Origin of the sequence: Pelagibacterium luteolum, from assembly GCF_900100665.1 — a bacterium.
GTDB lineage: Bacteria > Pseudomonadota > Alphaproteobacteria > Rhizobiales > Devosiaceae > Pelagibacterium > Pelagibacterium luteolum.
In genome coordinates this window covers 478,577-501,209 of record NZ_FNCS01000001.1, presented here as the reverse complement: position 1 = coordinate 501,209, position 22,633 = coordinate 478,577, and the positions used below count along the sequence as shown (strand labels likewise).

Genomic DNA, 22,633 nt, shown 5'->3' with positions numbered 1-22,633 from the left:
CGTCTTCTCTATAATGAATCCAATTTGCACTTGCCAGCCCGGACTTTGGTTCAATAGAGCTTGGTTCGTCAAAGTTTTGGGCTTTCTCGTATGCTGGAAAAGCGCCTCGTGGCCAAAGACCTCACGCTGATCCGCGGGGGCAGGCCCGTGTTGTCAGATTTGAGTTTTACGGTTCGCTCCGGTCAGGCGCTTTATTTGCGCGGGCCCAACGGGGTGGGCAAGAGCTCTGCGCTCATGGTTCTCGCCGGCTTGCTGGCCCCCCAGGGGGGGAGCACGGCTTTCGAGGGCGGCGATCCTGACGTGCAGCCGCTCTCGCATCTCCATTATGTAGGGCACGATCCAGCGATCAAGACAGGGATGAGCCTTGCGGAAAATCTCGCGTTCTGGGTCGATGTCCTCGGCGGCGACGCCGGCACTGTCTCCCAGGCCCTGAGCGAAGCGGGGCTGGGAGGTCTCGACAAGATCGATGCCGGGATGCTCTCGGCCGGGCAAACCCGGCGTCTCGCATTGGCACGGCTGATCGCCGTGCCGCGACCACTCTGGCTGCTCGATGAACCGACCAGCGCGCTCGACAGCGAAGGCGCCGACTGGGTGGCCCGGCTGATTTCACAGCACATCGCGAGTGGGGGGCTGGCGGTGATCGCCACCCATCTCGACATCGCCATTGCTGGAGAGGTTGAAACCCTCAATTTTTCGCGGGCCGCGGCGTGAGGGCGTTTACGGCCATCATCGGGCGCGATCTTCGGCTCGGCCTGCGCCAGGGCGGTGATCTTTTGACCTTGGTCTTGTTCTTTGTCATCGTCGGCGTCTTGCTGCCGTTCGCGGTGGGACCGGATCGGCCTCTTCTGGCCCAACTCGCGCCTGCCATCATCTGGGTGGCAGCGCTCCTCGCCCAGCTTCTGTCGCACGACCGATTGTTTCGGTCCGATTTCGAAGATGGCTCATTGGCGCTGTTCCGGCACGCTTCACTTTCGCTTGACGGCATTGTCTTTGCCAAGCTCATCGCTCATTGGCTGCTCACGGGGTTGCCACTGGTCGTCGCGATGCCGGTTCTAGCCCTCGTGCTGGGGCTGACAGCCGACAATTTCTGGCTGGCGGTCCTCACTCTTCTTGCGGGCACGCCGGCCCTGACCGCGTTCGGCGCAATCGGGGCGGCTGTGACAGTTGGCCTCAAGCGTGGCGGGCTGGTTGCGCCGGTTCTCGTCTTGCCGCTGAGCCTGCCTGTGCTTATTTTCGGCACGGGTGCTTTCGATCCGACGCGGGTCGAAGCATCGACGCAGGCTTTGCTGCTTTTGTGTGCGCTTAGTCTGGTCAGCATGGCGCTGGCACCGTTTGCCGCGGCGCTGGCATTAAAGATTTCCGGGGAATAGATGGCCGATACATCTCCCAATGCCCATCCGGGCTGGTTCACGCGCATTGCCCATCCGGGCATGTTCATGGGTTGGTCCAGACATCTGGTTCTGCCGCTCGTGGCGATCACCGTCATCGCCTTTGGTGTGGGACTCTATTTTTCGTTCCTGGCGTCACCCGCCGATTACCAGATGGGCGATACGGTGCGCATGATGTATGTGCACGTGCCCACGGCCTGGCTAAGCCAGTTCTGTTACGCAGTGATGTTTGCCTCGGCGATCGGCACGCTCGTCTGGCGCCATCCTATGGCCGATGTCAGCCAAAAGGCGGCAGCGCCCCTCGGGGCGGCGTTTACCGCGCTGGCGCTCTTTACCGGCTCGATGTGGGGACGTCCCACCTGGGGCACGTTCTGGGAATGGGACGGTCGCATGACGTCGACGCTTGTCCTCCTCTTTATCTATCTCGGTATCATCGCGCTCTGGCGGGCCTTTGACGATCAGCTCAAGGCCGCGCGTATCGTTGCCGTGGTCACACTTGTCGGCGCCGTCAACATCCCCGTCATCAAGTTCTCGGTCGACTGGTGGCAGACGCTGCATCAGCCGGCCTCGGTGTTCCGTATGGATGGTCCCACAGTCGACGGGTCGATCCTCGTGCCGCTCTTGGTCATGACGCTGGCGTTTTCGCTGTTGTTCATGACCCTGCATTTGGTGCGTATGCGCACCGAAATCACGCGTCGTCGTATCAGGTCTCTGGAACTGGCGCAGGCGCGCGCTGCGGGAGGCGCGGCATGATCGAACTCGGCCAGCATTGGGAATTCATCGCTGCAGCCTATGGTGGCGCGTTTGCTATCGTTGCGGCCCTCACGGGGTGGACGATCGTTTCTGCCATACGCGCCAAAGCGCGGGTGTCCGAGCTTGAAGCGGCGCGGGCGGCGCGCAAGTTGCAATGACGCGTCCGGTTCGTATCGCTTTGGCAATTTTACCGCTCGTGGTGCTCGTTGCGTTACTCGGTGTCTTTGCAACGCAAATGGGACGTTCAACGAGCTTCGTGCCTTCCGCGCTGCTGGACAAACCGGTGCCCGATTTCGCCCTAGCGGCAGTCGAGGGCCACGACCAACCCGGTTTTGCAACGGCAGATCTATCAGGCCAGGGCGTCGTTGTGGTCAACGTCTTTGCAAGCTGGTGCGTGCCGTGCCGTGACGAACATCCAATGCTCATGGACCTCGCCCAGCGCGATGTCCTGATCTACGGCATCAACTACGACGACCCGGCCGATAACGCGCGCGCGTTCCTGGCCGAGCTCGGCAATCCCTATGACGCGGTGGGTTCAGATCGCGACCGCCGCGTCGGGATCGAATGGGGCGTTTATGGCGTGCCCGAAACCTTCGTCGTCGACAATGATGGCGTGATCCGATTCAAGCATGTCGGCCCGCTTGATGCGGACAGCTACGAAAACGTATTGCTGCCCGCCATTGCTGCTGCGGCCGAACCGGCCTGATCACATCTCGGTCTGTGCGGCTTCCGCTGCGGTGTCGACTGGACGAGGCTTTTCATCCTGCGCTGCGTATTTGGTCAAAAGCGGCAATTGCGCCATGGCGAAGATCATGGTGATGGGCATGATGCCCCAGACCTTGAATCCGACCCAGAAATCGTCAGAAAAATTGCGCCAGACGATTTCATTGAGCGCGGCTAGGACGAAGAAGAATATGCCCCAGCGCAGCGTCATCAGATACCAGCCGCGATCCTGCAATTTGTAAACTTCACCAAAGACATAGCGCAGCAGGGATTGACCGAATAACAACCCGCCCAAAAGCACTGAGCCAAACAGCACATTGGTGATGGTGGGCTTGAGCTTGATGAACAGCGCGTCCTGGAAATAAAGCGTCATGCCGCCAAACACCAGCACCACAACGCCGGTAACCAGTGGCATTACGGGAATGCGCTTCAAGATCATTTTGGACAGGACGAGCGAAATCGCCATCGCGACCATAAAGACCGCCGTCGCAAAGATGATCGGCTGGGTGAACCAGTCCTGAAGCACGGGAAAGGCCTCAAGAATGCGCTCGCCCTGCGCGTTGACGATAAAGAATACAACGAGCGGGCCCAGTTCGAGCGAGAGCTTCGTAATCGCGGGCTTTAGATCGTCGAGGCTTGCGTCACGCGATTTGGCGTCGATATCTGCCATTGTGTCTTACTCCTTGCCGGCGATAGCCCGCGCGAACTCGTCAGCGCGGAAGGGTTCGAGGTCGCCGATGGACTCTCCAACGCCGATATAATGAATGGGCAGCCCGAACTTTTTCGCGATGGCAACCAGAATGCCGCCGCGCGCCGTGCCGTCGAGCTTGGTCATCACGAGACCCGTCACCCCTGCCTTTTGACCGAAGATTTCGACCTGATTGAGGGCATTTTGCCCGGTGGTCGCATCAAGGGTCAATAACGTTGCGTGCGGGGCACTCGCGTCGCGCTTTTTAATCACGCGGATTATCTTCTCCAGTTCGTCCATCAACTCCGCGCGGTTCTGCAACCGTCCAGCGGTATCGATAATGACGATATCGGTTCCAGTTTCCTGGGCCTTGGCAACGGCATCGAAGGCCAGACCCGAAGCGTCGGCGCCCGTCGGACGAGTGAGCACTTCAACATCGTTGCGCTGTCCCCAGACTTGAAGCTGTTCGACGGCAGCGGCGCGAAACGTGTCGCCGGCAGCGAGGAGCACCGATTTTCCCTCCGCCTTGAACCGGGCGGTGAGCTTGCCGATGGTGGTCGTCTTGCCTGACCCGTTGACGCCGACCATGAGGATCACAAACGGCGTCGTGGCGATGGGGATCGATAGCGGGACGGCAACGGGGCCTAGCACATTCTCGACTTCCGCGGCGAGAATAGCGCGCACGTCATCAGTCGAAACATCCTTGTCGAATTTTTCGGCCCGTAGTTTGTCGGTGATGGCCATCGCGGTATCGATGCCAAGGTCAGCCGCGATCAGTGTGTCCTCGAGATCTTGGAGCGTCTGATCGTCGAGCTTGCGCTTGGTGAAAATGGCGCTGATCGAAGACGTCAGATTGTCCGAGGAGCGCTTTAGGCCAGAGCTGAGGCGCTGGAACCAGTTCTGTGGCGCGGTCCCAGGGGCGGGCACGATCGGGGTGGCGAGCGGTGGCGGCTCGACAGCTGGCTCCGCCTGCTCGACAGCCACAGCGTCCTCGATGGCATCGGGATGCTCGAAGGGGTCGGTGACGTCATCTGGCGTTGGCGGCTCGTGCGCGGGGGGATTGGGGTGGCCCTCTTTAAGCCACTCGGCCTGCATTTCGGGAGGCGCAGCATCGCGGCTGTCTGGCGCTCCATCGGGTACCGTTTCTTCGACTGGCTCGTCAGGCGTCTCTCTCCGCGCGCGCAGAGCCTCGAGCGCTTCCTCTTCACCGCGGTTTTCGTCGGTTGCGCGCTCAAGCGCCTGTTCGGTGTCCGATTTGGGCTGCGGCTGGTCGAGGCCGAACAGGCGACCCCAGAACCCGGGCTTTTTATCTTCGCTCATGCGGCAACCTTGGTAGGGCGGGCAACAAGCCCATTTAAAGTGTGCGACTGGATTTCGACAGGCATGATGTCGCCCGGCTGTCCCTGTTCAACCGACACGGGAATGAAGTGTTCCGTGCGACCCCGACCGCCATGCTCGACCAGGATTTTTTCGGTACCACCGACACGGGAGGCACAAAGGCGGGCAAATTGCCGATCGCCAACCGCACGCAATTGTGCGGCGCGCCTTTTTGCGATGGACGGCGCAACGTGCGGCATCCGCGCGGCTGGCGTACCTTCACGCGGGGAAAAGGGAAAGACGTGTAGATATGTCAAATCAGCTTCGGTTACGAAGGCCAAGGTATTTTCGAACATGGCGTCGGTTTCGGTCGGGAAACCAACGATGATATCTGCACCGAACACCATGTCGGGGCGCACGCCGCGCAGTTTTTCCACGATCGCCATCGCATCGGCGCGGCTGTGCCGGCGCTTCATGCGCTTTAAAATCATGTCGTCACCCGACTGCAGCGACAGGTGCAAGTGCGGCATGAGGCGAGTATCGCCGACCGCATCATAGAGCGCAGAGTCGGCTTCGATGGAATCGATCGAGGAAATCCGCAAACGTGGCAGATCGGGCACGTGTTTCAATATCGCCTGCGTCAGCTTGCCAAGGGTCGGCGTCCCAGGCAAATCGCCGCCGTAGGAGGTGATATCGACTCCGGTGAGGATGATTTCGGAATAGCCATTGCCCACCAATCGTTTGATCTGGTCGACGACCACGCCCATCGGTACCGAGCGCGACGGGCCACGGCCGAAGGGAATTATGCAGAAGGTGCAGCGGTGGTCACAGCCGTTCTGCACCTGCACGAAAGCGCGCACGCGGCCATCGAGTCCATCGATCAAATGACCAGCGGTTTCGGTCACGCTCATAATGTCGTTGACCTGAACCTTGTCGTTCAGCGGCACGCCGAACGCGAGCGGGGCATAACTTTCCGCCTTGAGTTTGTCGTTGTTGCCGATGACGAGATCCACTTCGGCCATGTTGCCGAAGTCGCGCGCCTGGGTTTGCGCCGCGCAGCCGGTAACGATGATCTTGGCGCCGGGATTGTCTCGCCGGACTTTGCGGATCGTTTGCCGCGCCTGGCGCACCGCAACGGCGGTCACCGCGCAGGTGTTGACGATGATCGCGTCCGTAAGGCCCGATTTTTGCGCCTCGGCCTTGATCACTTCAGATTCATAAGCATTGAGCCGGCAACCAAAGGTGATCGCTTCGATGCTCATGCGGCGTCTTCCCCCAAAAGCTGAGGCGAGATGACGCCCTCGCCATCAAGGGTCCATGGGCCTGTCATGAGGATATGGTCGTCGCTTTCGCGCCATTCGATCTCCAGCGGTCCCCCGGGCAGTTCGACGGTGACCTTGCGGCCGGTCAGGCCCTTGCGTGCAGCAGCGACGGCGGTGGCGCATGCTGCCGTGCCGCAGGCCAGTGTCAGGCCAGCACCGCGTTCCCAGACCTTCACGTTGATATAGTCGTCGGCGATCACCTGGGCGATTGTGATGTTGGCGCGCTCGGGAAACAGCGGGTGGTTTTCGAGCAGAGGGCCAAAGCGGCCCAGATCGTGCGCGTCGAGATCCTTGACCCAGAAAATGGCGTGCGGATTGCCGACATTGACGACTGACGGCGTGTGGAGGACTGGCGCATCGATCGGGCCAACCTGGAGTTCGATACCCGTCGTGTCCGCAAAGGGTTCGGAGAGCGGTATTTGCGCCCAGTCGAACTTCGGCTCACCCATATCGACGGTGACGAGTTCCCCGGCGATCCGCGTTGCCAGAATGCCGGCATTGGTGCGGATCGTAACGCTGGTATCGCCTGTCTCCTCAGCGAGGAGACCAGCCACGCAGCGCGTTGCATTGCCACATGCGTCGACCTCGCCACCCTCGGCATTATAGATGCGCATAAAAGCATCGATGCCGGCGACGGTATCGGGCTCGATGATGATCAGCTGGTCGCAACCGATCCCATTGGTGCGATCGGAAATGGCGCGCACCTGATCGCGCGAAAGGCGGATATTTTCAGCGCGCGCATCAAGAACAACGAAGTCGTTCCCCAAACCATTCATCTTCAAATAGGGCAGTGCTGTCGCGCGCATCGCAAATCTCGATTTCCGGCTGCTGCCGAAGGGCAACAGCGATATGGGCACTATATGGAGCAAACGCGCCACAATTTCCAGCACCGGCGGGATATCGGATCGCGCATTGCGTGTGGGATGTGGTTAAGGGCTTGTTACGGGATTGCTCTTTAGGATCGTTGTTTACCAAGCGCGAGGAGGGATCATGCTGGCCCAGCCACATGAGGAGGAGCGCGCTCTAACCGATATCGCCCAGACGCTCGCCCCGATCGGTGAGCGCGCTGGCAGGTTGGGCGTAGCTATTGCCGACATTGTCGGCTTGATTGCCGATCTTTCGGCGGCAAGTCAGAAACAGGCAGACGACACACGCACCGTCATGGGCGCAGCGGCCGATATGGGCGCGGCGACGGCGGAACTCGACACGTCTATGGATGCGTCCCTGGCGTTGGCGCATGAAACGCGTTCGGTCATCGACAGCAGCGCCAGTGTTTTAAGCGGCGTCGTTGATACCAGCGCGCGGACCATGCACGATCTCGGCGACGGCGCGCTCAAAGTGCGCGAGACGCTCGAAAATGTCGAAGTAACCTCGCGCCGGGTTCATGCCGCCAGCGCGGCCATCGGGCAGATCGCTCGCGAAACACGGCTCTTGGCCCTCAACGCCAGTGTCGAGGCCGCGCGAGCCGGCGAGGCAGGCGCCGGATTTGCCATCATCGCCCAGGCGGTCAAATCTCTGGCCGATCAAATCCAGGGGTTTTCGGGCGAAATCGCCACGCAGTTGGGGTCGATGGAAACGGTCCTGGGCGAATTGCGTGTTCGCGCCAAGGACAATGCCGAGATGGCGCGCGATGCCCTGGAACAGACTAAGGCGGCCAGTGAAGCGACGGAATCACTCTCCCGCCTGGTCGGGTCGGTCGATACGCTCGTTGCAGGTATCGAGCGCATGCATGCGCCGGTCAAATCGAACGGCCAGAGCTTTGCAGCGGTGCAGATGGGGCTCGATGCACTTTCGGATTCCTTTGATCAGAGCACGTCCCATCTGGGCAAAGCCGAAGGCCGGGCGCAGTCGATCCTCTCAATCTCCGAAGATTTTATCCTGTTTATCGCCCAGAGCGGCGTCGAAACATCGGACACCCCGTTCATCAAGCTGTGCACCGAACGTGCTGCGATGATTTCGGACGTCTTTTCCCAAGCGATCGGGTCAGGCAAGATTGCCATGGGGTCATTGTTCGATGATGACTACAGACCCATCCCGGGCAGCAATCCGCGTCAGGTGATGACGCGGTTCGTGGCGCTGACCGATGCGTGCCTGCCGGCTATCCAGGAACCTGTGCTCGATTTCGATAAACGCGTGGCGTTTTGCGCAGCGGTCGATCGGAATGGATACCTTCCGACCCACAACCTCAAATATGCGCATCCCCAGGGTGATGATCCGGTTTGGAACGCAGCTCATTGCCGCAATCGGCGCATATTTGACGATCGCACCGGGCTTTCGGCGGGCCGAAGCACCAAGCCCTTCCTCCTTCAGACGTATCGCCGGGACATGGGCGGTGGGCAGTTTGTATTAATGAAGGATTGCTCTGTGCCCATCATGGTCAATGGCCGCCATTGGGGCGGATTGCGCCTCGCCTATACTGTCGCGTAGGGACTAAAATCCGGCCCGTCCAATTGACTCGCGGCGGCGCGAACCCTATAAGCCGCCTCGACCTTCTGTCAGAATTGATGGATTAACGAGTCACTGGGTTGATCTCAACGAGACAACCGGTCACCACCCGTCAGCGCGTTGCGCCCGCGGGTGCGTTTTGCATTTGACCGGTTTGCAACCCATATTCGTCTCCATCATACCGACACGAAAAATGAGCGAACGCGAATGTTTGAGAGCCTGTCAGACCGCTTGGGCAAGATCTTTTCCGGGATTACCGGACGGGGTGCGCTAAGCGAAGCCGATGTCCAAGCGGCGCTGCGCGAAGTCCGCCGCGCGCTGATCGAGGCCGACGTGTCGCTCGAAGTGGTGCGGGCGTTCACCGAACAGGTCGGCCAGCGCGCCGTGGGTGCGGAAGTCACCCGCTCGGTCAAGCCGGGCCAGCAGGTGATCAAGATCGTCCATGACGAACTGGTCGCCGTTCTGGGCGAAGAGGCGTCGCCCATTTCCCTCAACGCACCTGCGCCCGTCCCGATCCTCATGGTCGGTCTTCAGGGCTCGGGTAAAACGACGACCACCGGCAAGATCGCCAAGCGCCTGAAAGACAAGCAGGGCAAACGCGTTCTTCTCGCCTCGCTCGATACGCGCCGTCCGGCGGCCATGGAGCAGCTGAAGACGCTTGGTGGCCAGATCGGCGTCGACGTTCTCGAGATCGTGCCCAACCAGTCTGCCGTCGAGATCGCCAAGCGTGCGATTTCCAGCGCCCGGACGGGTGGCTATGACGTTGTGATGCTCGATACCGCCGGTCGCACGCATATCGACGAAGAGTTGATGGCGGAAACGGCCGAGATCAAGCGTGTCTCCAATCCGCATGAAATCCTGCTCGTCGTAGACAGCCTGACCGGTCAGGACGCCGTCAATCTGGCGCGCTCGTTCGATACCCGCGTCGATGTCACCGGTATCGTCCTTACGCGCGTTGATGGCGATGGGCGAGGCGGTGCTGCGCTCTCCATGCGCGCGGCAACCGGCAAGCCGATCAAGCTGATCGGTGTCGGCGAAAAGATGGATGCGCTGGAAGATTTCCATCCCAAGCGCATCGCCGACCGTATTCTGGGCATGGGCGACATCGTTTCGCTCGTCGAAAAGGCAGCGGCCAACGTCACGGCCGAAGACGCCCAGAAGATGGCCAAAAAGCTCAAGAAGGGCCAGTTCGATCTTGACGATCTTAAAGGCCAGCTCGAGCAGATGAAAAAGATGGGCGGCATGGCATCGCTCATGAAGATGATGCCGGGCATGGGCGCAATGGCCAAGAATCTGCCTGCCGACCGGACGAACGACAAGATGTTTGATCGCCAGATCGCTATCATCCAGTCGATGACGCGCAAGGAACGCGAAAAGCCCGACCTGCTCAATGCCTCACGCCGCAAGCGCATCGCTTCGGGGGCCGGGGTTGAAGTGTCCGAGATCAACAAGCTCATCAAGATGCATCGCCAGATGGCGGACATGATGAAAAAGGTGTCGCGCGGCGGGGCTGGCGGGCTGGCCAGTATGTTTGGCGGCATGGGCAAGGGCATGATGGGCAATGGCGGGGGCATGCCCGACATGGATCCCAAGCAGCTCGAAGAGATGGCCAAGCAGTTGGGGGGCGATCCGACCAAGCTGCCCGATGATTTTTCCAAACTCGTCAAGCAGGGCGGCGCGGGCGGATTGCCCGGCCTTCCCGGACTTGGCGGCTCGAAATTCCCGGGTCTCCCGGGACTGCCCGGATTGCCGGGCAAAAAGAAGTAAACCGACTTAAACGATCAGACATAAAGAAAGACCGATCATGGCTACCAAAATCCGCCTGGCTCGCGCCGGCTCCAAGAAGCGCCCTTACTACCACATCGTGATTGCCGACGTTCGCGCCCCGCGCGACGGCCGCGTCATCGAGCGCATCGGTGCCTACAACCCCATGCTGACCAAGGACGACGAAAAGCGCGTCGTTCTCGATGTCGAGCGCGCGACCCATTGGCTCCAGAGCGGCGCACAGCCGACAGAGCGCGTCGAGCGTTTCCTCGATGCAGCCGGTCTTTTGAAGCGCGAAGCGCGCAACAACCCCAACAAGGCAAAGCCGGGTGCCAAGGCGCTCGAACGCGCCGAGGAAAAGAAGGCCGCTGAAGAAGCTGCCAAGGAAGCAGCAAATGCTCCGGCTGAAGAGGCTCCGGCCGAAACTGCCGCCGAAGAAGCGCCTGCCGAGTAAGTCTGGTGACCGGGCCCAAACAGCCTGAAACCCGCATTCTCATGGGCCGCATCGGTGCGGCCCATGGGATCAAGGGTGAAGTGCGGATCACCGCCTTTACCGCCGACCCGCTGGCCATTGCCGATTACGATCCGCTCGAAACCGACCGCAAGGGCCTTTCGATATCGATCGCCAAGGCGCGCGTGGCCAAAGGAGTCGTTATCGCCTCGCTCAAGGGCGTTGCCGATCGCAACGACGCCGAAAAGCTCAACGGCGTTTCGCTCTTTGTCGATCGCGACCGGCTCGACGAACCCGATGAAGACGAGTTTTACTATTCCGATCTGATCGGGCTCGAGGTGCGCCAGTCTGACGGTTCGGTTCTGGGCATCGTCACAAGCGTTGAGAACTTCGGCTCCGACGATCTGCTCGACATCAAGCTCCAAGAGACCCGCAAATCGGTCTATCTGCCGTTCACCAAAGCCGTGGTGCCCGAACTTCACATCGCCCAGGGCTATATGATCGCCATTCCGCCCGAAGGCTGGCTGGACGAAACGCCACGCGACCCCGAGGATCGTGATCCCGAAGAGGGCGCATGAGTTTTCGCGCCTCTGTCATCACGCTGTTTCCCAATCTCTTTCCAGGCCCGCTCGGTGCATCCGTCATCGGTCGAGGCATCGAGAAAGGTGCCTGGTCGCTCGACACGCATTTCCTGCGCGATTATGCACATGACAAGCACCGCACCGTGGACGACACCCCATCGGGCGGCGGCGCGGGTATGGTGCTGCGGCCTGATATCCTGGCGGCTGCGCTCGACGCGGTTGCGCCTCCAGGTGATCCGCGTCCCAAAATTCTCATGAGCCCACGTGGCAAGCCTTTGACGCAGGCACGGGTGCGCGGGCTTGCCGCCGGACCTGGAGCGGTGATCGTCTGCGGGCGGTTCGAGGGCATCGACCAGCGGGTCATCGACGCGCGGCTGCTCGAGGAAATCTCGATCGGCGACTATGTGCTGGCGGGGGGTGAAGTGGCGGCCATGGTGCTCCTCGAAGCCGTAGTGCGGTTGCTGCCCGGTGTTCTAGGCGCTGCCGAGAGCCATGCTGACGAGAGTTTTGAGAACGGCCTGCTCGAATATCCGCAATATACCCGCCCGCAGAGTTTCGAGGGCCGCGACATTCCCGAAATCCTCACGTCCGGCGATCATGGTCGGGTCGAAAAATGGCGACGTGAGCAATCTGAAGCTTTGACGCGCGAGCGCCGCCCCGATCTCTGGGCCAGATTGCCGCAAAAGCCCTAGACTCTAGGCCCCAAGGCGTGTATAGCGCGCTCGACTTTCGGGGTATCCCCGCCGTCCAAACAAGACCGGGCCCATAAGGGCTCCAGCGAAAAGATCAGAACGGATAAATAAGATGAACATCATTCAGCAGCTCGAGAAAGAGCAGCTCGAAGCGCTTGTTGCAAAGCGCTCCATTCCCGAATTCTCCCATGGCGATACCGTCAAGGTCTGGGTCAAGATCCGTGAAGGCGAAAAAGAACGTCTTCAGGCCTATGAAGGCGTCGTGATCGCGCGCTCCGGCGGCGGTCTGATGGAGAGCTTTACGGTTCGCAAGATCTCCTACGGTGAAGGCGTGGAACGTGTGTTCCCGATCCACTCGCCGATGATCGATCGCATCGAAATCCTGAAGCGCGGTAAGGTCCGTCGCGCCAAGCTCTACTACCTGCGCGATCGTCGCGGTAAGTCGGCTCGTATTTTCGAATCGACCAACGCCCGCACCAAGCGCATCGAGGCCGATGAGCGCCAGGTTGCGTCCGACGCCCGCGCCGCGCGCGAAGCGGAAAAGGTTGCCGCTGCAGAGGCTCTGGCCGCCGAGACCGCAGCCAAGGAAGCCGCTGACAAGAAGGCCGCCGAAGAGGCCGCCGCCGCTGAAGCCGCTGCTGCCAACGAAGCACCGGCCGAAGACAACAAGAGCGAATAATCCCGCCTTGCTACGCAAGATTTAAGACCCGGTCCTTGTGGCCGGGTTTTTTCGTTCTACCGAGAATAATCGGTCTCTCTTTGGTGTCTTAGTGTCGAGGACAGGGCTAGGCCCCGGTCGCTCACTAACCCAAAGGGAGATCGTTATGCGGACGAAATTCTTATCAAGACTGGGCTATGCCGGCGTCGGCCTTGTCCTTGCGACCGGCGTCGCGTTGGCCGCCCCGGATGTCCAAACGCTCGAGACCGATATCGGCGAGGTGATCGCCGATGCCGACGGCATGGTTCTCTACACATTTGCCAATGACGAGCCTGGCGTGTCCAATTGCTATGAGCAATGCGCCGTCAACTGGCCGCCGTTCTTTGCCGAGGAAGGCGACGTCGCCGAAGACCCCTATTCCATCGTCGAGCGTACCGATGGAACGATGGTCTGGGCAAAGGACGGCATGCCGCTCTATTATTGGATCGAGGACACCGAACCGGGTATGACCACCGGCGATGGGGTCGGAGGTAATTGGGACGTGGCGCGGCCATAAGCGCCCTCGGCGCGGTCCCGGAGTTGATCGATGGGGCGCCATCCTTCCGTACGCGATCTGCTCGTTGTGCATTTGCCGGTCCTGCGGCGCTACGCGCATGGGCTGACCGGCCACCGTGCAGATGCTGAGGATTTGTTGCAGGCAACGCTGCTTCGGGCCATCGAACATGAAAAGAGCTGGCGCGGCGAAAACGGTCGCGCCTGGCTTTATGCGATAATGACCAACCTCAATTTGAATCGATTGCGCGGGCGCTCACGGCAGCCAGTCCTCATCTCGATCGACGACACGGAGGAGATGGGTGACGGTCGCAACAGCGATCCCCTGGTTCATAATCAGCTCGTGCGTGCCTTGGGCGCGCTTGAGCCCGATGCACGCGCCGCGCTGCTCCTCGTCTCGATCGAGGGCTTTACCTATCGGGAGGCTGCCGACATCCTGAATGTTCCCATAGGCACGGTCATGTCCCGTCTGTCACGGGCGCGGCGGCAGTTGAGCGCGCGTGTCGATTATCCCAGCGTAACCCCCTTCGTGCGACGATGACGGCTTAGCAATGACAAAACCTTCTGCCCCGATCTCCGAAGACGATCTGCACGCATTTCTCGATGGCGCGCTCGATCAGGACCGTGTGGCCGACGTCGAACGTCATCTCGCGGGAAATCCCGATGTGGCAGGAGAGATTGAACGCTGGCGTCACCGCGAAACTGATCTGCGCGCGGTCCTTGGGGCGTACAGTTTTGGCGCTGCAGATGAGATCCCCGTCGCTGAACCTCAACGCACCGAGGGCAGACGCTTCAAATGGACAGCGATGGTTGCCGCGGTTGTCGTTGCGTTCAGTCTTGGTGGCGGTGCCGGATATCTTGGTCGATCGCTTATCGAAACACCCTCCGCCGTTCGTGACTTAGACGCGCTCTGGCTCGATGCTGCAGCGCGGGAGGTGTTCTTGACCTATGTGGGAGAGGTGCGTCACCCCGTCGAAGTCGGCGCCGATGAGCAAGAGCACCTCACTAATTGGCTGGGCAATCGCATCGACCGTCCTTTCACAGCGCCCAGTCTCGCCGAGCTGGGTTTTGGGCTCGTGGGTGGGCGCCTGCTGCCCATCAATGGCCGGCCGGGCGCGATGCTGATGTATGAGAATGGGCAGGGCGATCGCGCCACTCTTCTTCTCGCGCGCAATGCCGGCGCGCGCGATACGGCGTTCCAGTTTTCCGAGGGCGATGGGGTCAATACCTTCCGATGGATCGACGGCCCACTGGCCTATGCCATCACCGGCTTTCTCGATCGCGGTGCGCTCGAAGACATCACCCGCGCGGTTTACGATCATTTCGAGGCGATATAGTCCTGAGGCCAACTGTTCGCCAAAATGGCGTCGTGCTCAAAGGATATTGTTTTGCCCCAAAAGTTTTCCGGCAGCACTGCACATGCCAATCTTGGCCCTGATTTTTTCGATCCCGTCACTGCAGCGGATTTCCCAAAAACCATTCTACGCTATCGCAATCAGCCCTGGGCGGAGCGCATGGGGCTGGAGACACTTTCGGACGAGGAGTGGATCAATCATTTTGGCCGGTTTGCCCCCTTGCCGGACAGTTTCCAAAAGCCACTGGCTCTGCGATATCACGGTCATCAGTTTCGATCCTATAATCCCGACATCGGCGATGGACGTGGATTTCTCTTTGCCCAGGGCTTCGACCATATCGATGGCACCTTGCGCGATTTCGGGACGAAAGGATCGGGAACCACGCCATGGTCCCGGGGCGGCGATGGGCGCCTGACGCTCAAGGGCGGGGTGCGCGAGGTTCTGGCGACCAGCATGCTTGAGGCTTTGGGCGTCGAAACCTCGAAAAGCTTTTCGCTCATCGAAACGGGTGAGGCGCTATTTCGTGGCGACGAGCCGTCTCCAACTCGCTCCTCGGTGCTTGTTCGTCTGTCGCATTCCCATATCCGGATCGGAACGTTTCAGCGTCTCGATATGCTGGACGACCACGCCAACATGGCGCGGTTGGTCGACCATTGTATCGCCCATTACTATCCGCAATTGGCTGACCTTCCGCGGGCCGAGCGGGTGCCGGCCTTTTTGGGTGCGGTGGCGACAAATGTCGCGCGCGTTACCGCGCAATGGATCGCTGCGGGTTTCGTGCACGGCGTGCTCAATACCGACAACACCAACATCACCGGCGAGAGTTTCGACTATGGACCGTGGCGGTTCCTGCCACGGTATGATCCGCAATTTACTGCAGCCTATTTTGACGAAAATGGCCTTTATGCCTTCGGCCGCCAGCCCGACACCATGGCGTGGAATTTGACGCGGCTTGCGGAATGCCTTGTCCCGCTCTCGACTGTTTCGGCGCTGGAACCTGAACTCAACAGGTTTTGGCCTGCGTTTCAGGCAGCGCTTGCCGGATCGATCGTCTCGCGGCTCGGGCTCATATCCCGGGGAGCGGAGGCCGATGGCGCGTTGCTCGCGGCATTCTTCGGCTTCATGCAGGCAGAAAAACCTCTTTATGAGCAGGTATTCTTCGACTGGCGGGGTGGTCCGGCGTCGGCGGAGCGGGCAAAAGGCAGCCCACAGGCCGACCTCTACAGCGGTGCTGCGTTTGCCGACTTCAGCGCCGCGCTCAATGGGTACGAGCCGTCCATCTCGGCGAATCTCGATCACGCTTATTTCAAACGCACGCATCCGCGGACGATGCTGATCGAGGAGTTGGAAGCCATCTGGGCGCCGATTGCCGAAAACGACGACTGGTCAGGTCTCGACGCTGCCCTTGGGGATATCGATGTCATGGGCGCGGCGTATCGAGAGGCGATTTTCACCGCGAATTGACTGGTCGGTCACCGCGCCAGCGCGTACAACTTCCGCCCATGATGTTTGCGCGTTTATTGTCCGCCTGGCTGGCGCCATTGGTGATGTTCGGGTTTGTCGTTGCGCCTGCTGGCGCAATCGATATTCGCAGCAATGCCGATACGGTCGTCGAGCTATTCACCAGCCAGGGGTGCTCGCGCTGTCCGGACGCCGATCGGCTTCTGGCCGAACTCGGTGAACGCGACGATATCGTGGCTCTCGCCTATCACATCGATTATTGGGACTATATCGGCTGGCAGGATACCTTTGCGCTGCCTGGCAACACCGAGTTGCAAAAGGGCTATGCGCAGGCCTGGGGCAAAAACCGCATCTACACGCCGCAAATGGTGATCAATGGTGCTCATGCGGTGGTGGGCTCGGACGCACGGGAGGCGGAAAACGCGATCTCGGCAGCGAGGACGCCGCTTGAGATTTCACTTGTCGCTGCCGATGCGGACTCGGTTACTGTCAGTGCACCCGCCAATGGTACGCATCAGGCGTCGGTCGTCTGGCTGGTAACCTACCGCGCTCTGGCTGAGGTGGTGGTGGAGCGCGGTGAAAATTCAGGCCGCGTTCTGCCTTACACCCATATCGTCACGGGCCGACAGGCGATCGGCATGTGGGACCCGCAATCGGGGGCCAATCTCACCATTCCGTTGGCCGAGGTCCTTGGTACGCATTCGGATGGCGCTGCCGTCATCATTCAGGAAAAGCACGGCAATCTGCCCGGCGCGATCATCGCGGCGTCCGCTTTCGACCGCTAATCTATGCACGCGACAAAAAAGAAACGCCCCGAACCATCCGGATCGGGGCGTAGCGACTCTGGAGATTACCTCCATCGGAGCTAGGAATATCCCGGAGGCAAGGCCGGGAAGGGTGCCGGCCTGCCGAGTTCATGGTTTGGGGGCTCGGTGAACTCGGAGGCCGGCTTACTGGAGGCAATGATCGAAGGCTAGACCCGGTTTGGGGCGCCACAAGGGTCAGATTGTGTCGCAAATCCGGTCAATTGGCGGAAAGTTTGCAGCCTTTACGCCAAGGAAAGGCCCTTGCCAGCACCGGCGAACGGGGCAATCATCGGGCATGGACGGTTTTCTTTTGAAGGGTCGCAGGGTTTGACGGATCGCGACGATGGCAAGGACGATGCGGGTATCCATGCCTTCACCCCCGCCCGAACCAGCGCTCATTCCCGCATGGTTGCCCTTGTCAGCTTCGACCGTAAGGAGCTCGCGCTCATCCTCAATGTGTATGGCAAGAAAGTCGCTGCCGGCGAATGGCGTGACTATGCGCTCGATTTCGGTCGGGAACGCGCGATGTTCTCGATCTATCAGCGCACGTCCGAGCGGCCATTGTATGTGGTCGAGAAGAACCCCAAGCTGGCGCGCAAGCAGGGCCAGTACATGGTGATCGGTGCGGATGGACGTATTCTCAAGCGTGGCCACGATCTGGCTTCGGTATTGCGCATCCTCGATCCGCAGCTTTACGTGGTCCGATAATCCGAACTTGCGCAAAACAAAAGGGCCGCAGAGAACTCCGCGGCCCTTTCTTGTTCCGGTATGCGCTGGGCTATTCGCGATTGCCGAACAGGCGCAGCAGCATCATGAACAGGTTGATGAAGTCCAGATAAAGGGTCAGCGCGCCCATGATGGCGAGCTTGCCCAAGCCTTCACGTCCGATGTTTTCGGCATAGGCTTCCTTGATCTTCTGGGTGTCATAGGCGGTCAGGCCGACAAAGATCACAACACCGATTGCCGAGATGGCGAATTCAAGCGCCGAGCTCTGTAGGAAGATGTTGACCACCATTGCGATGATGATGCCGATCAGGCCCATGAACAGGAAGGAGCCCATTCCGGTCAGGTCGCGCTTGGTCGTGTACCCGTAAAGGCTCATCGAACCGAACATCGCTGCGGTGATGAAGAACACCTTGGCGATCGATGCGCTCGTATAGACGAGGAAGATCGAGGACAGCGAAAGCCCCATAACGGCGGCGAAGGCCCAGAACGTGGCCTGTGCTGCCGGGAAGGACAGCTTGTTGATCCCGAACGAGAGCACCAGCACAAAGGCCAGTGGCGAAAGCATGATCACCCATGCCAGCGGGCTGCCATAAACGGCTTGCGCGACGGCGGGGCTGGAAATTGCCCACTGTGCGAAGAAATAAGCAACGAGGCCCGTCACGGCGAGGCCGATGCCCATATAGTTGTAAACGCGCAGCATATGGCTGCGCAGACCCTCGTCGATGGCGGCGGCCGTGCCTACGCGCCCTGAGACGGTCTGACGGTCGTATTGTGCCATGTCGTGTTCCATCCTCGGTTTAAAGTGGCGGTCCGGACGACGCCTTGGCATGTGGTGCCGCATCAATCGCCGGTTCGCGATCAATATGGCGTTGGCACTTTGAAATTACAAGCGAAACCGATGTTCTCGCGACCGTTTGAAGCGGCGGGCGCCTCTGTTTCGGCGCCAATCGGCGCATCGATATGATAGGCTTTGATTCGTCGGGCCGACCATCGCGGCCCTGCCGGCAGCAAGGAGGCGATCATGCCCCGATTGTTTACGGGTCTCCAGCTTCCCCCCGACATTGGCTTTGCCTTGTCGCTCAAGCGCGGTGGGCTGCATGGTGCGCGCTGGATTTCTCCCGAAAATTATCACATCACGCTCAGGTTTATCGGCGATGTGGATCATCACACCGCTGACGAAATCCTCGACGCCCTCGATCATGGTCCCGTGATCGATCCCTTTCCCATAACGCTTTCCCATCTCGGGGTTTTCGGGTCGAACAAGCCGCGGGCGCTTTATGCCGGGATCGAGCCATCAGAGCCTTTGGCGCGGCTGCAGGCAGGCCAGGAACGCTTGCTGCAACGCGTCGGGGTGCCGGCGGACGGGCGAAAGTTCGTACCCCATGTCACTTTGGCGCGATTGCGCGATACCGCCGCCCTCGATCTCGCACGCCATATCGCGCAGTCGGGGCAGTTCATGGCCATGTCGTTTACTGTCGATCGCTTCGTGCTGCTCTCCAGCCGGGAGAGCGTGGGGGGCGGACCCTATATCATCGAACAGGATTACCCCCTGGCAGCATGAAAGCGCGTCACGGAATCGTGATAAATTTACGGTACGCCCGATGTGCCATTCAGCCAGCATTCAGCGCGCATGCGGCACAACAGCCGGGCCGGTCTGCAAAGGCATGCGGGCCAAATTCCGGCCAAATTCGTCACTAGGTTCGCACTTCCTGGCGATATTTGGGGTCGGCATTTGCTCTCTGGTAACCATACCAATGCAAAATCGGTCCGAGTGAATAGCGTAATCTAGAGTAAGGGAAGGGTTTGGCGATGCCGTCAGCATTTCGCAGCCATATTCGCCGCATTGTGACCGCAGGCGTGGCCTGCGTAGCCGTATTTGCGACCGGCCCGGCAGCTTTCGCTGCCACCAATCTTGGGACATTCGATTTCTGGACCGCATGGAGCGATCAGGATTCGACGGGCAAGATCTGTTATGTGTCGTCCACGCCGCAGACGATGGAGCCATCCGGGGTCAGTCGAGGCGACATACATTTCATCGTGACCATCCGGGCGACCAATCGCAACGAGGTCGCGACGATCGTGGGCTATCCCATCCACGAAACCAACGCCAATGCTTCAACATCCGTCGATGGACGTTCATACCCGATGGTTGCGCAGGGCAACGCTGCCTGGCTCGCCTCGATCGAGGATGAACCGGGTTTCGTTACCGCCATGCGTGCGGGTGCTGCCATGGTGGTGCGTGCCACTTCGCAGCGTGGGACCAATACGGTCGACACATACTCGCTGCGCGGGATCACCGCGGCACTGAACAAAGCCAATGAGGAATGCCCGCAATAGCGGTTTGCGCCTGTTGCGTTCAGCTTCTCAATTGGGCAAAAAGGCCGGGGCGCCGTTCCCGGCCTTTTCGCGTTCTCTCAAAAAAGACCTGAAGGACCTCGCCGTCATGACTGGACTTCATCGCCGTCTCTCCATCGTTTTGGCCGCAACGGTGCTTGCTGCGACCACGCTGCCGGCCATGGCGCAATCGGTGCGCGTTCTGAGCGAGCACAACGCCTGGACAGCCTATGCGACGACCGAAAGTGCCGGTCAGATCTGTTTCGTGTTGTCCCGACCCACGGCGACCGAACCGGAGGCGGGGACGAGCGAAGGGTATTTCTACATTACCCACAGACCAGACCAGGGCGTGCGGTCAGAGATCAATATCGTGACGGGGTATGGCTTGGACAGCGAAGCCACTGCATCGCTCATCGTAGGCAGCCAGAGTTTCGAACTCTATACCCAGGACGACGCGGCATGGCTTGCAGACACCGGAGAGACCACCAGCGCGATCCAGGCCATTCGTGGGGGATCGACAATGGTTGTGGAAGGAACACAGGCGGATGGTTCAACCGTGCGGCAGACCTTTTCACTTTCCGGCGCGACCGCTGCGACCAATGCTATCGATGGGGCCTGTTAGCAAGCCTTCGCTTTGCGCTGACCGGCCCGGTGTGCTAAAGGCGAGCCCGGATCCTTGGCGCGCTTGAATTGGCGGCGCCCCGATCCATATTCGCCTCACACATTATTTGGAACGTACGCCCATGAGTTTGGCGCTCAATATCGATCATGGCTCTGTGCCGCGTCCGGAACGAACCGGACCGGTTGATCTGTTGGGGCTGTCCAAAAAAGACATTGCAGCGCAGCTTGGTGCCATCGGGCTTTCAGAGCGCGACAGCCGTATGCGCGCCAGCCAGCTTTGGAACTGGATGTATGTGAACGGAGCTACCGATTTTGGCGATATGAGCAATATCGCCAAGGGGCTGCGCGCCGATCTGGCGCAGGCGTTCACGATCGGGCGGCCGGAGATCGTTTCCGAACAGGTGTCGATCGACGGGACGCGCAAATGGCTGTTCCGGTTTCGCGATCCCGCCCATCCCAACATGCCGCCTGTCGAGGTCGAAACCGTCTATATCCCTGAATCGGATCGTGGAACGCTGTGCGTGTCCTCGCAGGTCGGGTGTACGCTCACGTGTTCGTTCTGCCATACGGGAACGCAAAAGCTGGTGCGTAATCTGACGGCTGGGGAAATCCTGGGCCAGGTGATGATGGCACGCGAGCGTCTTGGGGATTTCCCGGGCGGGGTGCGGCCTACCGATGGTCTGGTGCCGCATGGCGATAGCCGGGCGATCACCAATATCGTCATGATGGGGATGGGCGAACCGCTCTATAATTACGAGGCCGTCAAGCAGGCTTTGCTGATCGCCTCGGACGGCGAGGGGTTGTCGCTGTCGAAGCGCCGCATCACGCTTTCGACGTCGGGTGTCGTGCCGCAGATCGAGCCGACGGGGTCGGAAATTGGGGTGATGCTGGCGATTTCGCTGCATGCCGTTCGCGACGATCTGCGCGACGTCCTGGTGCCGATCAACAAGAAATGGCCGCTGGAGCAATTGCTTGAGGCGTGCCGGACCTATCCGGGCGTGTCGAACGCAAAACGCATTACATTTGAATATGTTATGCTCAAGGACATCAACGATTCCGACGCCGATGCGCGCGAATTGGTGCGGCTGCTCAAGCATATTCCGGCCAAGATCAATCTGATCCCGTTCAATCCATGGCCGGGGTCGAACTATGTCTGTTCGGACTGGGATCGGATCGAGGCGTTTGCCGATATCGTCAATCGGGCCGGTTATGCGTCCCCGGTCAGAACGCCGCGCGGGCGCGATATCTTTGCCGCGTGCGGGCAATTGAAATCGGAAACCGAACGGCTGAAAAAGAAGGACCGCGAAGCGTTCATGCTCTGAGAGGGGCCATGGTCACCGTCAAGCTGCTCGATTCCTCCGACTTCGACCTTTTGTGCTCCGCCGACACCAGTGTCTTCGACAATCCCATTCAGCCCGAGCTCGCCAGGGCGTATCTGGCCCATCCGGACTATAATATCGCATTGGCGGTCGACGGGGATAAGGTCGTCGGCATGGCGTCAGGTCTTTTTTATTTCCATCCCGACAAGCCGTTGGAATTGTTCGTCAATGAAGTCGGTGTGGCCGAAAGCTATCAACGGCAGGGCATCGCAAAGCGGTTGATGGAGGTGCTGTTTGACGCTGCGCGGGAGCGGGGGGTCACCTATGCCTGGGTCGGCACCGAAGGCGATAATCTCCCCGCCAAGGCGCTGTATATGCGCAGTGGCGGGAAGGGGCAGGACATGGCCTATTTCGAGTTCGATCTATCGAAAAGACATTTTAAATCAAAAGTTTAGCGGTATCCGACCGTGTCGCGGGTGCGATGGCTGGCGATGATCCAGATCGCATGGATCAGTCCCGGCACGTAGCCGAGAATGGTCAGGAGGATATTGAGCCAGAAGTGAAGCCCGAAGCCGACGCGGAGGAAAACGCCGAGGGGCGGGATGAGGATCGAAAAGAGGATCCTGATAAAATCGCCAAAAGTCATCGTGGTACGGTCCCATGTTAGCATTGGTCTG

Annotated in this window: 28 protein-coding genes; 22 read left to right on the top strand and 6 right to left on the bottom strand. The window is 60.0% G+C overall.

Annotated elements, in window-relative coordinates; genetic code table 11:
• Nucleotides 1-90 precede the first annotated feature (90 nt).
• The 5 genes from ccmA to BLR31_RS02370 are packed head-to-tail and all read left to right on the top strand — an operon-like array spanning nt 91 to nt 2,847.
• The gene (ccmA, locus tag BLR31_RS02385) at nt 91-711 is read left to right on the top strand and encodes a heme ABC exporter ATP-binding protein CcmA (RefSeq protein ID WP_090590850.1); all 621 of its coding nucleotides are present in this window, start codon (nt 91-93) and stop codon (nt 709-711) included.
• Entirely contained in the window at nt 708-1,370 is a 663-nt protein-coding gene (gene ccmB / locus BLR31_RS02380) for a heme exporter protein CcmB (protein ID WP_090590847.1), read from the top strand. The genes ccmA and ccmB overlap by 4 nt, the downstream gene beginning before the upstream one ends.
• Nucleotides 1,371-2,141, top strand: a complete 771-nt coding sequence (locus BLR31_RS02375; RefSeq protein ID WP_090590843.1) for a heme ABC transporter permease — start codon at nt 1,371-1,373, stop codon at nt 2,139-2,141.
• Nucleotides 2,138-2,299 (top strand): heme exporter protein CcmD, encoded by a 162-nt coding sequence (locus BLR31_RS21315; protein WP_143009296.1) that lies wholly within the window; start codon nt 2,138-2,140, stop codon nt 2,297-2,299. Before BLR31_RS02375 ends, BLR31_RS21315 begins: the two co-directional genes overlap by 4 nt.
• Nucleotides 2,296-2,847: a DsbE family thiol:disulfide interchange protein gene (locus BLR31_RS02370; protein ID WP_090590840.1), complete on the top strand. Its 552-nt coding sequence runs from the start codon at nt 2,296-2,298 to the stop codon at nt 2,845-2,847. The genes BLR31_RS21315 and BLR31_RS02370 overlap by 4 nt, the downstream gene beginning before the upstream one ends.
• On the opposite strand, the gene BLR31_RS02365 is transcribed toward BLR31_RS02370, so the two are convergent.
• From BLR31_RS02365 to dapF, 4 genes are read right to left on the bottom strand one after another with little or no spacing between them, the layout of a single operon-like run.
• Complete coding sequence (locus BLR31_RS02365) at nt 2,848-3,534, bottom strand: septation protein A (protein WP_090590836.1); 687 nt, start codon at nt 3,532-3,534, stop codon at nt 2,848-2,850.
• A gap of 6 nt (nt 3,535-3,540) precedes the next feature.
• A complete protein-coding gene (gene ftsY / locus BLR31_RS02360) occupies nt 3,541-4,872 on the bottom strand; it encodes a signal recognition particle-docking protein FtsY (protein WP_090590832.1) in 1,332 nt (443 codons plus the stop codon).
• Entirely contained in the window at nt 4,869-6,131 is a 1,263-nt protein-coding gene (gene mtaB, locus BLR31_RS02355; RefSeq protein ID WP_090590828.1) for a tRNA (N(6)-L-threonylcarbamoyladenosine(37)-C(2))-methylthiotransferase MtaB, read from the bottom strand. The genes ftsY and mtaB overlap by 4 nt, the downstream gene beginning before the upstream one ends.
• Nucleotides 6,128-6,997: a diaminopimelate epimerase gene (dapF, locus tag BLR31_RS02350; protein ID WP_090590825.1), complete on the bottom strand. Its 870-nt coding sequence runs from the start codon at nt 6,995-6,997 to the stop codon at nt 6,128-6,130. The genes mtaB and dapF overlap by 4 nt, the downstream gene beginning before the upstream one ends.
• 184 nt (nt 6,998-7,181) lie before the next feature.
• Here dapF and BLR31_RS02345 point away from each other — a divergent pair, with 184 nt between their 5' ends.
• The 12 genes from BLR31_RS02345 to BLR31_RS02290 all read left to right on the top strand — a co-directional run bounded on the left by BLR31_RS02345 (nt 7,182) and on the right by BLR31_RS02290 (nt 17,664).
• Nucleotides 7,182-8,618, top strand: a complete 1,437-nt coding sequence (locus BLR31_RS02345; RefSeq protein ID WP_090590821.1) for a methyl-accepting chemotaxis protein — start codon at nt 7,182-7,184, stop codon at nt 8,616-8,618.
• A 225-nt stretch (nt 8,619-8,843) separates the two neighbouring features.
• Nucleotides 8,844-10,403, top strand: coding sequence for a signal recognition particle protein (ffh, locus tag BLR31_RS02340; protein WP_090590817.1), 1,560 nt, complete (start codon nt 8,844-8,846; stop codon nt 10,401-10,403).
• Nucleotides 10,404-10,440: 37 nt separating this feature from the next.
• Nucleotides 10,441-10,854 carry a 30S ribosomal protein S16 gene (gene rpsP, locus BLR31_RS02335; protein WP_090590813.1) on the top strand — a complete coding sequence of 138 codons (414 nt, stop codon included), beginning with the start codon at nt 10,441-10,443 and terminating at the stop codon, nt 10,852-10,854.
• 5 nt (nt 10,855-10,859) lie between these two features.
• Nucleotides 10,860-11,429: a ribosome maturation factor RimM gene (rimM, locus tag BLR31_RS02330; protein WP_244504919.1), complete on the top strand. Its 570-nt coding sequence runs from the start codon at nt 10,860-10,862 to the stop codon at nt 11,427-11,429.
• Entirely contained in the window at nt 11,426-12,124 is a 699-nt protein-coding gene (gene trmD / locus BLR31_RS02325) for a tRNA (guanosine(37)-N1)-methyltransferase TrmD (RefSeq protein WP_090590807.1), read from the top strand. The genes rimM and trmD overlap by 4 nt, the downstream gene beginning before the upstream one ends.
• Nucleotides 12,125-12,236: 112 nt before the next feature.
• Nucleotides 12,237-12,803, top strand: coding sequence for a 50S ribosomal protein L19 (gene rplS, locus BLR31_RS02320; protein WP_090590803.1), 567 nt, complete (start codon nt 12,237-12,239; stop codon nt 12,801-12,803).
• 145 nt (nt 12,804-12,948) lie between these two features.
• A complete protein-coding gene (locus BLR31_RS02315) occupies nt 12,949-13,338 on the top strand; it encodes a COG4315 family predicted lipoprotein (protein WP_090590800.1) in 390 nt (129 codons plus the stop codon).
• Between the two features lie 30 nt (nt 13,339-13,368).
• Nucleotides 13,369-13,875, top strand: a complete 507-nt coding sequence (locus BLR31_RS02310) for an RNA polymerase sigma factor (protein ID WP_090590797.1) — start codon at nt 13,369-13,371, stop codon at nt 13,873-13,875.
• Between the two features lie 10 nt (nt 13,876-13,885).
• Entirely contained in the window at nt 13,886-14,671 is a 786-nt protein-coding gene (locus tag BLR31_RS02305; protein ID WP_090590793.1) for an anti-sigma factor family protein, read from the top strand.
• 24 nt (nt 14,672-14,695) lie between these two features.
• Entirely contained in the window at nt 14,696-16,153 is a 1,458-nt protein-coding gene (locus BLR31_RS02300; protein ID WP_090590789.1) for a protein adenylyltransferase SelO, read from the top strand.
• Nucleotides 16,154-16,191: 38 nt separating this feature from the next.
• Nucleotides 16,192-16,935 carry a DUF1223 domain-containing protein gene (locus tag BLR31_RS02295; protein WP_244504917.1) on the top strand — a complete coding sequence of 248 codons (744 nt, stop codon included), beginning with the start codon at nt 16,192-16,194 and terminating at the stop codon, nt 16,933-16,935.
• A 426-nt stretch (nt 16,936-17,361) separates the two neighbouring features.
• Complete coding sequence (locus BLR31_RS02290; protein WP_090592036.1) at nt 17,362-17,664, top strand: DUF2794 domain-containing protein; 303 nt, start codon at nt 17,362-17,364, stop codon at nt 17,662-17,664.
• Nucleotides 17,665-17,734: 70 nt separating this feature from the next.
• Here BLR31_RS02290 and BLR31_RS02285 read toward each other — a convergent pair whose 3' ends face one another.
• Nucleotides 17,735-18,460, bottom strand: coding sequence for a Bax inhibitor-1/YccA family protein (locus BLR31_RS02285; RefSeq protein WP_090592032.1), 726 nt, complete (start codon nt 18,458-18,460; stop codon nt 17,735-17,737).
• A gap of 243 nt (nt 18,461-18,703) precedes the next feature.
• On the opposite strand from BLR31_RS02285, the gene thpR reads away from it, so the two are divergent.
• From thpR to BLR31_RS02260, 5 genes are all read left to right on the top strand, one after another.
• Nucleotides 18,704-19,243 (top strand): RNA 2',3'-cyclic phosphodiesterase, encoded by a 540-nt coding sequence (gene thpR, locus BLR31_RS02280; protein ID WP_090590781.1) that lies wholly within the window; start codon nt 18,704-18,706, stop codon nt 19,241-19,243.
• 248 nt (nt 19,244-19,491) lie between these two features.
• A complete protein-coding gene (locus BLR31_RS02275) occupies nt 19,492-20,019 on the top strand; it encodes an invasion associated locus B family protein (protein ID WP_090590777.1) in 528 nt (175 codons plus the stop codon).
• Nucleotides 20,020-20,125: 106 nt separating this feature from the next.
• Nucleotides 20,126-20,638 (top strand): invasion associated locus B family protein, encoded by a 513-nt coding sequence (locus tag BLR31_RS02270; protein ID WP_143009295.1) that lies wholly within the window; start codon nt 20,126-20,128, stop codon nt 20,636-20,638.
• 121 nt (nt 20,639-20,759) lie between these two features.
• Nucleotides 20,760-21,959 carry a dual-specificity RNA methyltransferase RlmN gene (gene rlmN / locus BLR31_RS02265; RefSeq protein ID WP_090590771.1) on the top strand — a complete coding sequence of 400 codons (1,200 nt, stop codon included), beginning with the start codon at nt 20,760-20,762 and terminating at the stop codon, nt 21,957-21,959.
• Nucleotides 21,960-21,967: 8 nt separating this feature from the next.
• Complete coding sequence (locus tag BLR31_RS02260) at nt 21,968-22,411, top strand: GNAT family N-acetyltransferase (RefSeq protein ID WP_090590767.1); 444 nt, start codon at nt 21,968-21,970, stop codon at nt 22,409-22,411.
• Here the strand turns inward: BLR31_RS02260 and BLR31_RS02255 are convergent.
• On the bottom strand, nt 22,408-22,602 hold the full coding sequence (locus tag BLR31_RS02255) for a YqaE/Pmp3 family membrane protein (protein WP_090590763.1): 195 nt from the start codon (nt 22,600-22,602) through the stop codon (nt 22,408-22,410). The genes BLR31_RS02260 and BLR31_RS02255 overlap by 4 nt on opposite strands.
• Nucleotides 22,603-22,633: the final 31 nt, after the last annotated feature.